The organism is Pseudoalteromonas sp. AS71, from assembly GCF_038900275.1.
Lineage (GTDB): Bacteria > Pseudomonadota > Gammaproteobacteria > Enterobacterales > Alteromonadaceae > Pseudoalteromonas.
This window is the reverse complement of the sequence record NZ_JBBMQZ010000002.1, coordinates 1-14,130: the sequence shown is the minus strand read 5'-3', so window position 1 is coordinate 14,130 and position 14,130 is coordinate 1. Positions and strand designations below refer to the sequence as shown.

10 protein-coding genes and 1 pseudogene are annotated in these 14,130 nt (G+C 39.3%); 1 reads left to right on the top strand and 10 read right to left on the bottom strand.

Annotation, left to right across the window (positions count from 1 at the left end; translation table 11 throughout):
* Positions 1-6 precede the first annotated feature (6 nt).
* On the bottom strand, positions 7-393 hold the full coding sequence (locus tag WNY98_RS02005) for an OsmC family protein (protein WP_008170108.1): 387 nt from the start codon (positions 391-393) through the stop codon (positions 7-9).
* Positions 394-476: 83 nt separating this feature from the next.
* Positions 477-866 (bottom strand): cytochrome b562, encoded by a 390-nt coding sequence (locus WNY98_RS02000; RefSeq protein WP_342876985.1) that lies wholly within the window; start codon positions 864-866, stop codon positions 477-479.
* A 614-nt stretch (positions 867-1,480) separates the two neighbouring features.
* On the opposite strand from WNY98_RS02000, the gene WNY98_RS01995 reads away from it, so the two are divergent.
* Positions 1,481-4,327 (top strand): TonB-dependent receptor, encoded by a 2,847-nt coding sequence (locus WNY98_RS01995; protein WP_342876984.1) that lies wholly within the window; start codon positions 1,481-1,483, stop codon positions 4,325-4,327.
* Between the two features lie 422 nt (positions 4,328-4,749).
* On the opposite strand, the gene WNY98_RS01990 is transcribed toward WNY98_RS01995, so the two are convergent.
* The 8 genes and pseudogenes from WNY98_RS01990 to WNY98_RS01955 all read right to left on the bottom strand — a co-directional run.
* Positions 4,750-6,528 carry a sugar phosphorylase gene (locus WNY98_RS01990; RefSeq protein ID WP_342876983.1) on the bottom strand — a complete coding sequence of 593 codons (1,779 nt, stop codon included), beginning with the start codon at positions 6,526-6,528 and terminating at the stop codon, positions 4,750-4,752.
* A gap of 55 nt (positions 6,529-6,583) precedes the next feature.
* Entirely contained in the window at positions 6,584-7,804 is a 1,221-nt protein-coding gene (locus WNY98_RS01985) for a glycosyl transferase (RefSeq protein ID WP_002958673.1), read from the bottom strand.
* The gene (locus WNY98_RS01980; protein ID WP_342876982.1) at positions 7,797-9,542 is read right to left on the bottom strand and encodes an HAD-IIB family hydrolase; all 1,746 of its coding nucleotides are present in this window, start codon (positions 9,540-9,542) and stop codon (positions 7,797-7,799) included. Before WNY98_RS01980 ends, WNY98_RS01985 begins: the two co-directional genes overlap by 8 nt.
* A 145-nt stretch (positions 9,543-9,687) precedes the next feature.
* Positions 9,688-10,926 carry a uracil-xanthine permease family protein gene (locus WNY98_RS01975; RefSeq protein WP_149593033.1) on the bottom strand — a complete coding sequence of 413 codons (1,239 nt, stop codon included), beginning with the start codon at positions 10,924-10,926 and terminating at the stop codon, positions 9,688-9,690.
* A 9-nt stretch (positions 10,927-10,935) separates the two neighbouring features.
* Positions 10,936-11,565, bottom strand: a complete 630-nt coding sequence (gene upp / locus WNY98_RS01970; protein WP_342876981.1) for a uracil phosphoribosyltransferase — start codon at positions 11,563-11,565, stop codon at positions 10,936-10,938.
* A 146-nt stretch (positions 11,566-11,711) separates the two neighbouring features.
* The gene (locus WNY98_RS01965) at positions 11,712-12,668 is read right to left on the bottom strand and encodes a phosphotransferase (protein ID WP_342876980.1); all 957 of its coding nucleotides are present in this window, start codon (positions 12,666-12,668) and stop codon (positions 11,712-11,714) included.
* A 222-nt stretch (positions 12,669-12,890) separates the two neighbouring features.
* Positions 12,891-13,865, bottom strand: coding sequence for a transposase (locus WNY98_RS01960; protein ID WP_342876979.1), 975 nt, complete (start codon positions 13,863-13,865; stop codon positions 12,891-12,893).
* 91 nt (positions 13,866-13,956) lie between these two features.
* Positions 13,957-14,052: pseudogene (locus tag WNY98_RS01955) on the bottom strand (Mobile element protein); the annotation flags it as partial.
* Between the last annotated feature and the right edge of the window lie 78 nt (positions 14,053-14,130).

The window sequence follows — 14,130 nt, the reverse complement described above, 5'->3', positions numbered from 1 at the left end:
GGGGGGCTATTTTACCACTACTGAAAACTCTGGCACTGCCTGAATTACTTTTTTTACCGTACAGGTATTAACGGCTGCAATAAGCGCCTTTTTATATTTATCAGGGAAGCCTTCTGGTAAGTTAATCTCAATTGAAAATAGCTTTTTACCGTTGTCATCTACATTTTCGTTATTTTGAGTAAGCGTCATACCTTGCGTTGAAATATCACGCTGCTCGCAAAACTTACGCGCATAAAAACCTGCACATAAAACCATACTTACTAAAAAATAATCAAACGGTTCTGGATGCTCTGCATTGCCACCTGCGTTTACACTTTGATCACTTATTACTTCTAGGTCGCCAAATTTAGCGCTTTGCTTTTGGCCTTCTAACATTGAAACTGAAATTTCCATTGTGTTTCCTTATATTTATTGCTGCAGATACCTTTAACGAAATTAGCTTAAAAGTAGCTGCTAAAGATACAGATAGTTTAGGTTTATGAACCGAACAGTAATTCAAAGAACCCAGGAGGCTCGTGTAACTCATGATATTTTTTACGTAAATTATCTATATTTTTCAGTGGTTCTTTTGCCGCACTTAGCCCCTGCTCGTTTGCTGCTTTTTTTGCAAGTTCAGCTTGAGCAATCACTTTATCAAGGCCCAGCAATGACTGTTCTGGTTTCTTGTAAAACTTACCTGTTTTACTCACTTTAACCAGCTTTATAAATTCATCAATCGCAGTATTAAATTCACTAAGTTGAGTTGCCTGCACCGCTTGTTTATATGCAAGGCCTGTATTTTTCATATTTACTTCAAGATCGACAGATTGCTGCGCAAAAGACATTGAACTAAACAACAAGGTAAAAATAATAACTAAATACTTCATGGTCAAACCTATTAATTAAAAACAGCTAAATTGTACCAAGTTTACGCGCTAAAGTAACTTAAGGAGCAATTGAGACCCCCAAAACTGTAAAGGGGGTTTACACGTTTAGAGCTTTTTAAAGATTAATAATGAAAAATATTCAAACTTCACTTTATTTGAAAATAAAGCCTTACATTAAAGTCATTTTAAAACGGGATTTACATACATAATACTTACAACTAAGTACATATAACACTCACCGCCTGCTCTTTATATAAATTAGAATATTCCTAACTACTTTTAACTAAAAAATAATTGCTATAAAAACCATCTCTAAAATTATAAAAACTATAAACATGTAAACAGCATAAATACAAAACAAACCCACCATGTAAATTAACCATAAATAGCCACCTAATCTCCCCGAACAAACTAGTGTAAAAAAGGCAACAATAGCCATTCAAATTATTTCAAGTTGCTTATTTAACAGTAAGTTACTTACTTTTAATAAGATTATCAGCATGCAATAATCGCCGCCCTCATAACAAAAGTTATAGGTTTTTATCTAATACAGACTGTATTAAGTAAAAATAAATATCGTATTAAATTACTATAAAATGTCCTTTGGGAAACACATGAAACGTCATAATTTACTTTCTAATAGCATTAAATGTGCATTAATTACTGCTGCTGCAACAGCAAGTAATTCTGTGCTTGCACAAGATGAGCAAGCAACAAAAATTGAACGCGTTGAAGTAACGGGTTCACGTATCTTACGTGAAGGTGCTATTGCACCTGCACCAGTAACAGTTATAAGCGGCGAGCAGCTAATTAATACTGGCGCTGTAAACATTGGTGAAGCGCTAAACAACTTACCAGCACTTGGCAATACATATTCTATGGCTAACTCAGGCCGTTTTATTGGTACTGCTGGTTTAAATATTCTTGATTTACGTAACATGGGTACAGACCGTACTTTGGTACTTGTAAATGGTAAGCGTCATGTATCAAGCTCTGCAGGTTCTCAAGCTGTAGATACCAATACTATTCCAAGTGTATGGGTTGAGCGTGTAGAAATTATCACTGGTGGTGCATCCGCTGTATATGGAGCTGACGCGGTAACAGGTGTTGTAAATTTTATACTAAAAGACAACATTGAAGGTATGGATTTTAGTGTTACCCGAGGTTTTGCCGATTTAAACAGCTACAACAACGAAAAAGCGACGTTCTCGTACGGCTCTAATTTTGATAACGACCGTGGTAATGCCGCTTTTGCTATTGAGTACTCGGCCCAAGATTCATTAAATGCTCTTGACCACCCTTGGACTAGCACATCTTTTAGCAGCTTACCTAACCAAGCCCAAACGGATGAAAACAAAAATAGTGCTGACTTTCCTGATGATATTTTAACACCTAATGCGGGTTATTACGCCATCAATGATTCAGGTGTTTATGCACTTGAAGATCCAACTAAGTATATTAATAGCTTTAACCCTGATAGCAGCGCACGTGATTTATACATAGGCAATAACGCAGATCCATATTCATGTGCAGAATGTGACTTTTTTAACTTAGGCCAATTTGAAGAAATACAACCTGAGTTTGAACGTTACAACGTAAACTTTAAAGTTAACTACGATGTGACCGACGATTTAAACGTCTACTTTGATGCAAAATACGTAAACAGCCAAGGCGAAAGCATAGGTCAACCTGCGTTTTTCTTTTTTGACAGCGACAACAGCATTAAAATTGATAACCCTTACCTAGACCCAGCCATCAAAGCACGTATGCAAGAGGAAGGTGTTGATTCGATCATGGTTAACCGCATGATGAGTGACCTTGGCCGCCGCATTGAAAACAATACGCGTGAAACAACGCGTTTTGTCACAGGCTTAAAAGGGACTGTTTTAGAAGATTGGGAATTAGATACGTCAGTTGTATACGGCCAAACAGATCTAGAGCGTGAAAACGGCGCTAACATGATTTTAGCCAACTACTTTAATGCACTTGATGCCGTTGAAGATACAAATGGTAACGTAGTATGTCGTAGCGCTGCTGCACAAGCTGACGGCTGCGTTCCTGTAAACATTATGGGTTTTGGCGCACCATCTCAACAAGCGATTGACTACATAAATACGGTATCAGTTGGTACTTCAACAATTAAGCAAACAGTTGTTTCTGGCTCACTTGCTAATGGCGCTATTTTTGAATTACCAGCAGGTTATGTAGGTATTGCATTTGGTGCCGAGTACCGTAAAGAAGAAAGCGAAACTAAAGAGCCAGATAACGCAGAAGGTACTTTTTTTAACGCACTGGGCGAAGATAAAGGCTCCTTCAACGTACGCGAAGTATTTTTTGAAGCGACGATGCCAATTTTAACTGACTTACCGCTTATTCAAGACTTAGTGTTTGATACTGCAGTACGTCATGCTGACTACAGTACGATTGGCGAAGCAACTAGCTGGAAACTTGGCCTTGATTGGACTGTAAATGATGAGCTACGTGTACGTGTAACACAATCTGCAGCACTTCGTGCGCCTAACATTAGTGAAGTATTTGGGGCAGCAAGCCAAACTTTCTACAATGTAGACGACCCGTGTCGCGCCGACAACCTAGGTGACTTATCAAACGGTGCAACACGTACTGCAAACTGTGCCGCATTAGGTGTAGCGAGTGACTTTAACTCCGGTTACGATGCAGCCTCATTAGATGGTTTAACTAGCGGTAACCGTGATGTAAAAGGTGAAGAGTCAACAAGTACAACTGTAGGCATTGTTTACCAACCAGAGTTTCTAGAAAACGCGCTGCTTACTATTGATTACTGGGAAATTGAACTTGAAGATGCGATTGACACAATCGACGCGCAAGACATTCTTGATCGCTGTGTTGATAGCGCAACAGGTATAAACAATCAGTACTGTAACTTAATTACACGTAATGCTAATGGTGAAATTACTTTAATACAAAACTCTGTATTAAATGTTGCCGGCCAAAAAGCATCAGGGATAGATTTTGAACTAGGTTACGACTTTGACGCGCTTGAAGGTAGCTTCAAAACCCGCTTAATTGGTACCTACTTAATTGAACGTAAAGATTACCCGTTCCAAGACGACCCTAGTAACTACATTGAATACGCAGGTACTACAGGTGAAGCTAAGTGGCAAACTAACTTATCTGTAAGTTATGTTATGGATAACTTTTTCTCAACAGTTGAAACACGCTTTTTAAGTGAAGTAGATTTATATACAAATGTTGAGCTTGAAAGTAACTCGAACCCAAGTAACCAAATGTCTTACGGTAAATACTTTATTACCGATATGACTGTTGGTTACAACTTCGATAGTGGCTTAGGCGTTAAAGTAGGTGTTGATAATCTATTTAATCGTAAACTTCCGTACGGTTCACGTGGTACAAGCGCGGGTAGCGCAAGTTACGATAACATTGGCCGCTTTGGCTACATTAACTTAAGCTACAGCTTATAATTAATAAAATAACTTATTAGGGCGTGTTGATCATTGGTGGGTGAATTTGCAGCAGTATGTTTGGTTTTTAGGCAAGGCAGAGCCTATGTAGTGTGGTTATTCCCCATAAATAGGCGATAACGCAGCATAAATACCAAACATGCGCTGCCCGAAGGGTTCTTTCTAGGGGCGATTAACTCTTTGTTGCCTACATGGATGTAGGTAAGGGGCGTGAGCAGGACGCGGAAGCTTTGCTCGGTTTTTACTTATTCTTACATGGATGTAAGCCAGTAGAATAACGCAGGAGCAGTTATCGAGCCCACTAGGTTACAAACCTCGCGTCGCGATTTAATCGCCCCTAGATTGAACAAATTTCAATCCACAAAGATCAACACGCCCTAGTTAAAACAAAGGCTCGCAGTGCGAGCCTTTTTTAATACATTTTATTTAATATTACTCAGCCACACGCTTTGGTATGGTTCCAGCTCTATTGTTAATTGGCTTTCTTCAATCGTTTTATCTGCCACCAAATCAAACCACTTTTGGGTGTTAATTAAGTTTAAGTCGGCCAATGTGAGTGTTTGTGGTTTATCGCTAATGTTATAAACACAAAATATGCTTTGGCGTCTGTCTATACTTTGTCGCCAAAAACCAAATAATCCCCCTGCTAAATGCAGCGTAAACTGTGTAGCATTTGGGTGGAAGGCACTTTGCTTTTTGCGTACTGCCAATAAGCTTTTTATGCCGTTAAACACTTTATGATGATGACTGTACTTTTCACCAATTGCCGACAGTAGCTTTGACTCTTGCCAACGATGGCGGTTAATAGCACGGTTATGCTGTGAATTTTCAAAGCGTTCGTAATCGTTAGTTGTACCCAACAAACTATGAATATAAAGCCCTGGGATACCTTCAAGCGCAAACATAATTGCGTGAGCACACATAAACCGCTCCAGGCCAAACTTATCTGGGCCATTGTGCGTCCCTTGGAGAGCATCAAATAAAGCAATATTTAGCTCGTACGGTGTATGCGTTCCATCGTTACTGGTTCGCATAGATACACGACCACCAAATTGCATAGTGGTACTTACAAGTGACGCCACTTCACTGGGTTGCAATAAACCTTCAATTGGTCTAAGCCCTATTCCATCGTGCGAGGCTATAAAATTAAAGTATGCCGTACCATTTTGCGCAGGTGGCATGCTCATCATCCAATGCTTAATTGCAGTGCTATCGCCACTAAGTAATGTATGAAGCAATAAAGGCGGCAGTGCAAAGTTATAAATACTGTGCGCTTCGTTGGCATTACCAAAATAAGATAAGTTTTCTTGGTTTGGAATATTGGTTTCGGTAATTATAACTACGCTCGGCTCTGCGTGCTCAATAAGTGTTCGTATTAGCCTTACGGCTTCATGTGTTTGCGGCAAGTTAATACAACTTGTATTAAGCTGTTTCCACAAAAATGCGACCGCATCGAGTCTAAATAAACGCACGCCATTGTCTAAATAATGCCTAATTATTCCCACAAACTCTTTAAGTACATCAGGATTGCCAAAGTCAAAATCAACCTGATCGTGACTAAACGTACACCATACGTGCTTTTCACCGCTTGGCGTTGTTACAGTATTTAATAACGATGAGGTTCGCGGGCGTACAACTTGGCTTAAATCATCCGTTAAGCTCGCCGTTTTGAAATAGTCTTTACCCGGGTGTAAATCATTTAAAAAGTTCTCAAACCATACACTTCTGCTTGAGCAATGGTTAATAACCAAATCCGCCATTAGCTTTACATCTTTAGCGATATTTCGAATATCTCCCCAATCACCCAAGGACTCATTCACTTGCACGTAGTTCATTACGGCAAAGCCTTCGTCTGAGCTGTACGGGTAAAATGGCAATATGTGCAGCGCATTTAACTGCATATCACATTGCTCTTTTATAAACCTGTGTAGTGTTTTAAGCGGTGCCTCCATTGGGCTCGATACGGCAAATTCACTATCATCGTGTTTAATAATAGAGTCGCCATAAGCAATCAATACTATATCTTGTTCATCCCACCGGTTTGTATGGGGTGTCGGGTCGCGCAGTGCATTGCTACCTAGTATAATTTTAATGAGTTGCTGAGCAAGCTCAGTAACCGATAAAGGCAGCTCAACACCCTCATAAATAATATGAAGATGTTGCTCTACTCGTTGTAAAAATAATTCGCTAACTGTGCTCACATGCGCCCCTAATATTTATTGTTTAGACTTATAGGCTAATTAACCTGCACGCAGGTTAACTATATTCTTCGTTATCTAGCTCTACGGCTTCTTTTAAGCGCTCAAGTACGTCTGGCATTGCTGATACAACACGGTTCCAACTTGGCACAAATGGCGCTTCCATTGGGTTTTCTAAAAAGTGTTGCCCTGCTTCCATAATATTTTGTGCAAACATTTCTACTGCTTTTTCTTCTTGGTGTACATCAAGCGTTAACCCGTTCATTAGCGCGTCGTTATGATACGTTTCTATAAAATCTAAACCGATACGGTAATAAGTCGCTTTTAATGAACGAATTGTTTCGCTGGTAAAAGTAACACCTTGAGTCGCCAGCTTTCTAAACAATGCCTTAGTAATATCAATCGACATTTTAGACAAACCTGCACTTTGATCATCAAGTGAAAGTTCTTGGTGTTTATGGTCATAATTATCGGCAATATCTACTTGGCACAAGCGGTTATGCGAATAGTTACGATACATTTCACTCAGTACACCTATTTCAAGGCCCCAATCACTTGGGATACGAATATCGTTTAATACATCGCGTCTAAACGAAAACTCACCTGCAAGTGGGTATCTAAAAGAGTCCATATATTCAAGGTAGTCGGTATTGCCTAAAATTGTTTTAAATGAGCGAAGCAATGGCGTTACTAATAAGCGCGATACACGGCCATTAATTTTGCCATTAGCAGTACGCGGGTAAAACCCTTTACAAAATTCATAGTTAAAACGCGGATGCGCAACGGGGTAAATTAAGCGAGCAAGTAGGCTTCTGTCGTAGGTTAAAATATCGCAATCATGCAGCGCGATAGACTCTACTTCTGCTGTTGCTAATTTATAACCCATGCAATACCACACATTACGCCCTTTACCCAGCTCACGTGGTGCAACACCTAGCTCTTGTAATTCTTTATCTAGTGCTTGTAAGCGTGGGCCGTCGTTCCATAATACTTTATGGTTTTGGTTTAGCTCTTTAAAAAAGCCTAGTGCATGACGGTACTGTGCTTCGTCGGCTCTATCTAAGCCTATCGTAATTTGTGATAAATATGGTACTTCGCGTAATTCACTAACTATATTTTGCAGCGCAGGGCCTTCAAGTTCACTAAATAGCGAAGGAAGTATTAACCCCATAGGGCGCTGCTTACTAAAAGTAAGTAGCTCTTTTTCTAGGTCTTCTATTGGTCTGTCGGCAATATTATGTAGTGTTGTAATAATGCCATTTTGGTAAAAATCAGCCATGAGATGTTTGCTCCTCAGAAATACTTAAAATACTGCTAATACACGGCAACGACGTTATTTCTTCAATCCAGCCCAGCGGTGCTGGTGATTGAGAATATCGTGCTTTGTTGTGCGACAATTTAACCGGCTTTTTACTCGCCGGATTGGCAATAATAATGGCGATATTTGCGTGCTCTAACATTTGCTTATCGTTATCGCTATCACCCAGTGCTATAACCGTGAGAGGCTTTCTGAAATAATGGGTAAACTGTTTAACTAACCACTGCTGTGCAGCGCTTTTATCGGTATTTTTGGCAATATGAATGAAGCGTCCGCCAATTTTTATATCGTAGCCGAGTGCTTCAACATCGTTTACAAAGGCTGTGAGTAATTCGTCATTGCCATACCAATAAAGAGGGTCTGAATAATCGCGAGTTTGTGCGCGTCTTGCTTGTGCATCGTTTAGCCCGGTAAGCTCTGAAATTTGCTCACTCGATAAGTCACTAAACAATTTGTAATGCGCTTTATAATCCGCCTTTAAAGTATTTAAATCATTTAATAAACTCGATAACGGCTTTGCCATTGCGTAGCACCAATAAGCGCCTACTTTTTTACAACCAATTGGCTTTAATTCAAAATAGTCTTCTGGAATAAATACTGCTGCACCGTTTTCGACAATAAAAGGCTGTTGAATATTTAAATCGTTTTTAAGCTCTATAACTTCGCAAAAAGTTTTGCTGGTATTAAACACCACAGGAATATGCGCATTTTGCAGCTGCTGTAATAACTCACTGATATTATTTGTATTGTAATCGGCGTGATCGAGTAATGTACCGTCCAAATCTGTAAAAATAATAGGTTGAAGGGTGTCATCACTTGTTAGGTGCATACCGCTAATATCTCGGTTGCTATCAAGTTCAATTAAAGCATTTGCTTTAGCGCTCAGTGTGTTTAAGTTCTCACGCGTAATGCGCTCAAAATGAGAAATAAAATACACCAATTGCTCGTTAGTCATGGTGCCTGAGCCTTCACCTTTTTTGGCTATTAGCTTTTGTTCTTGCTCTTGTCGCCATGTAAAAACATCACTAAAACTCGGTGCTTTTAGCATAACTGTATAATCAATTAGGTTAAAAACGGCTTTATATTCATTTGCCAAACAGCTATTTACACAGCGGCGCCAAACGCCTTCTTTATCAAACTGTTGCTCTAACTCGTTAAGCGGCTCACTCAATGAAAACAGCGGTTGTGGCTCACTGCCCACGCACCACCCTTCTAAAATAACAATATCAACTGGCTTTTCATTTGTTAGCCAATCACTTGTTGGCACGCAGTCGTCTTCGTGTTTATTAAAACGTGGAAGCGGTACGTTTACCTCTCCTGCCAGTAAGTTAGTTATTGTGCTATTCATTAACGCTACGTCGTGAGTACCCGGTACTCCGCGAGTAGTAAAAAGAGGATGTACGTCTTTGGCAAGCTCAGTACGTGCTTGTTTTGCTAAATAAAAGTCATCAATAGACAATGCAACACTGTTAAGTGGTGTGTTTTTAGAAAACCACGTAACTAAAAAATCTGCGAGTGTTGTTTTTCCTGAGCCCTGGCATCCATTTATGGCAACAAAAATAGGAGTATTTGTTTTTTTAGATTCGAGGATGTCATGCGCGAGTGGAACAAAATATTGCTCACTCAAATATTGATACTTTAAAGGCAGTTGGTGTTTTGCTAAAAACGGGGTTATATCCACAATATTGGCCTCTGACATAGTAACTCCTTTGCATACGATGCGTTCTGGAAATTAAATGCAGATACTAGACCATTATTATTTTTGTATATTTATTAATAGGTTAAAAAAATAGCGCATTGAAAATGCGCTATTTTGGTGCAATATTTTTAACTTACGTGCACTATTAACTCTCTTGAGGCTGCGCCTTAGGTAATACAAGGTTGAGCACAATGCCTAAAATAGCGCATAAACTTACGCCCTCTAAACTAAATTGGCTACCACCTATATGCATACCGCCAATACCGCACACCAAAATAAGTGCAACAATACTTAAGTTGCGTGGTGCTGTTAAATCATCGCCCGACTTAACTAATGTATTTAAACCCACTACAGCAATAGAGCCAAAAAGTAGAATCATAATGCCGCCCATTACAGGTACAGGTATAGTCTGTAAGCCAGATCCCATTTTAGCAACAAAGGCTAAAATAATGGCGATAATGGCTGTCCACATCATTACTTTAGGATTGAAGTTTTTGGTAAGCATTACAGCGCCCGTAACTTCTGAGTATGTAGTGTTAGGCGGGCCACCAAATAACGATGCTGCAGACGTCGCAAGGCCATCACCAAACAAAGTGCGGTGAAGCCCAGGCTTTTTCAAAAAGTCTTTATTGGTTACTTGGCTAATAGCCATCATGTCGCCAATATGCTCAATTGCAGGTGCTATTGCTACAGGTACCATAAACAAAATAGCCTGCCATTTAAACTCAGGCCAAGTAAAGTTTGGTACAGCAAACCACTGTGCGTTAGTCACTGCGTCAAATTGCACAACGCCCATACCAAGCGATAAACAATAACCCGCTACAACCCCTGCCAGAATAGGTATAAGCTTAAATACGCCTTTTCCCCACACTGCAAAAATAAGCGTAACCACTAATGAGAACAACGAAATATAAATAGCGCTGTTGTAATCAATAATTTGAATACTACCGTCGCCACTTTTACCCATCGCCATATTTACAGCCACAGGAGCAAGCGCAAGACCAATAACCATAATTACTGGGCCTACAACAACAGGCGGTAAAATTTTATGAAGCGTTGCAACGCCTTTAAATTTCACTAATAAACTTAAAAGCATATAAGCAAAACCCGCAACCATTAAGCCGCCCATAGTGGCCGGCACGCCCCACATTTGCACAGCGGCAATAATGGGGGCAATAAAAGCAAACGATGAAGCTAAAAATATAGGCACTTGGCCTTTAGTCACTACCTGAAACAGCAAAGTACCAATGCCAGCGGTAAAAAGCGCAACATTAGGATCCAAGCCCGTTAAAAGTGGCACTAATACCAGCGCACCAAATGCTACAAACAGCATTTGCGCGCCCGTTAAAATAGTTTTTATTGAAAAGGTGTCATTATTTTGCACTTAAGACTCCTAAACAGTACCGAATATTTTGTCGCCCGCATCGCCTAAACCAGGGATAATATAGCCCTTGTCGTTTAAGTGGCTATCTACTGAGGCTGTAAATATTTCTACGTCGGGATGTGCTGTAAGTGTTTTTTCCACACCTTCTGGTGCTGCAACAAGTACAATTACTTTGATTTCTTTACAGCCTGCTTTTTTAAGCATATCGATTGTGGCAATCATTGAGCCGCCTGTTGCAAGCATAGGGTCAATAACTAAGCTTAAGCGCTCATCAATATTACCTACTAGCTTTTCAAAATATGGTACTGGTTCTAGTGTTTCTTCGTTACGTTCAAGACCAACAACACTTACTTTAGCGGCTGGTAATAACTGCATAACACCGTCCATCATGCCAAGACCAGCACGCAAAATAGGCACTACGGTAATTTTTTTACCTTTAATGTGCTCTACTTTTAATTTATTGCCATCCCAGCCTGTAATTTCGTTATCTTCTAACTGTAGGTTTTTAGTTGCTTCGTAAGTTAATAAGGTTCCAACTTCAGAACATAATTCACGAAAGCTTTTAGTACTAATACCATGCGCTCGCATTAGGCCTAGTTTATGTTGAACAAGAGGGTGAGAAATAACGTGAATTGCCATGATATAAACCTACTGATACAAGAATTTGCAGTATTTTATATTAAAAAAGGTCATTTGACCTGTAGTTTTAAAGAGATTTTCATACATCGTGCCAAAATGCATTGTTTTGCTTGATATTTATGCAAGCCATCAACCAATTGTGTTTATTAAATGTTACCCGCTAACCAGCTGTTTACTTGCTGTTGCATATAACTATTTATTTTTTGATGCTCGGGGCTCCAGCCAGCTAAAAATCGATAAAAGTCAGCCCATGCAGCAGGCCATAAAGCGAGCCAATCGTCAGCTATTTTACCTGATGGTGCTTTAGGGTGATAAGTTGTAATAGCAGCTTTTAAATTATCAAAATAATACACAAGATACTCATCAGCGCACTCGTGTAATTGTGCATCACTTAAGCAACTGGTCATAAAATACATTACATCAATTATCCCGCAACCTGCACCTATATACTGAAAATCATAACCGAGTATTTGATCGCGCTCATTTGCTGCAAAGTTAGCAAGTTTTGCATCGCCATGAATTAGCGTTTTGTACGCACAACTTTGTAGCTGCTCATCTATTTTATGTGCAGCATTTTTAATATCGGACTTTTTATCAAGGTTATCTTTGAGTTTATTAAACTCATCTGGCCGCGTGCTTAAATGCCAGTAATTGCCTTGCTGCCACAACCCGTCAGCGGGTTTACTTAAGTTAAACGCATGAAAGTGTGCAAGCCACTTTAATATAGCTTTAACATGTTGTGGCCCTGCTTGAGTAAACCCATGTTTGGTAAAGTTTTTAAACACCAGCGCGTATTCATCATCTTTATTAATTGCACCTATACATTCAATACTTTGCGCATGTTTTGGTAAATGCTGGCTATACAGCTTATAAAAAGTGTATTCAACGCTATAAGAATGCTGCTTTCTTTTTACTGCAAATTCACTTTGTTTAATTTTAGGATGGTTTATATAGCTGGGTATTTTAATAGCTTTAATAACACAGGCTTTATCATCAAGCTGGCACTGCACAATACTGCCACATCCACTCCAAAGTGATGTAAGCGTATCGCCAATTTCAATGTGCTTAAAATGAGGTTGTAATAACGGAATGTAAAATGCCATAGCTATATTAAGTAATTAAGTTTTTTGTAGTTTAACATTAGTGGACGTTTTTGATAAAACTAAGGCATAAAAAACCCCCACTTGGTTTTATATAAGTTTGTATGTAAATAGTGGCCAAAATCACTATGCCACTACGCTTTTAATCTAAATTACACGTATGAAAATGCCTGCATGATGCAGTTATGATTTATTAATGAATAGTTTTACTGATTAGTTGAAACTTTATGCCAGTAGCTTTTTGCAGTTACTGATATTCGCTCGCCGCTTTCGGTTTAAGTTTTCACAATAACCTTCTTGTGAGGCTGGCCTACCCACTGCGCCATGAAATACGTGCGTAAATTGGGTTGTAAGCTTTAACCAGTTTTCTGGAGATATATTCACTCTTTCTAGAAGAGGCAAGTATGTACTTTCAATATATCCTCGCTTGTCTTCTCGTATACAACGTCCTGTTAATTCAACAAGTTCGAGGTACGATTTAAGCTCAAACGGGAGTCCTTTTGGCATTATTTGACGTGGCATACCTGCAAAACGTAATAACTGTTGAGGCTGTTTACCTTCTGCGGCGCATGTTAAGCGCTTTTGTACACTGGTACGGTCTGATTCTTCTGGTGTGTTAGCCATTTTAGCTCTAATGGGATTTAAATCGACATAGGCCATACAAGCTGCAAGTGCTGCTTCATCTAGTAATGCTTGCGATTTGAATCTGCCCTCCCAGAACCTCCCTGTGCAGTTATCTTCTTTGTTCGCTCTGCGGGCAATGTCTTCATTTAGTAATCGCATAAACCAGCTGATACTTGCTAGGCGTTCGCGGTATTGTTTAACCGTTTGATTGAAAAAGATGAGTTCAACTTTACTTAGCTTTTCACCTTGTACATATTTTTGCGTTAGCAATGTGCCTTTACAGAGTTTATGCCAGCGAATAATAAGCGCTTTATCATTTAGCCTATTCGCTTTCTTATCATCAACATACAATACTAAATGCGTATGATTACTCATGACGGCATAAGCACATACATCAATACAAAATATTTTTGCTAATACGAGCAACCTATCTTCAACCCAGCCTCGTCGATGCTCATAAGATTGACCAGTAAAACGGTCTTCACCACACAAAAAAGCACGACGCACGCAACGTGAAATACAGTGGTAGTATTTTGTATCAACCAAACTTACTTGACGCTTTCTTGCGATTGCCATAAGACACCCTGCTTATTTTTTACACTAAATAAAAGCTAGTCTTTAACTTCTAAAAGTGCAAAATTTAGGATGGGTGTCTTGTTTATTCTTGTTTCCCACATAAAAATGCACGGCGTACGCAACGTGAAATACAATGGTAGTATTTTGTATCAACCAAACTTACTTGACGTTTTCTCGCGATAGCCATAAGACATTCTGCTTTTTTTTTTGCACTAAACAAAGGCTAGCCTTTAACTTCAAAAAGTGCAAAATTTAGGATGGGTGT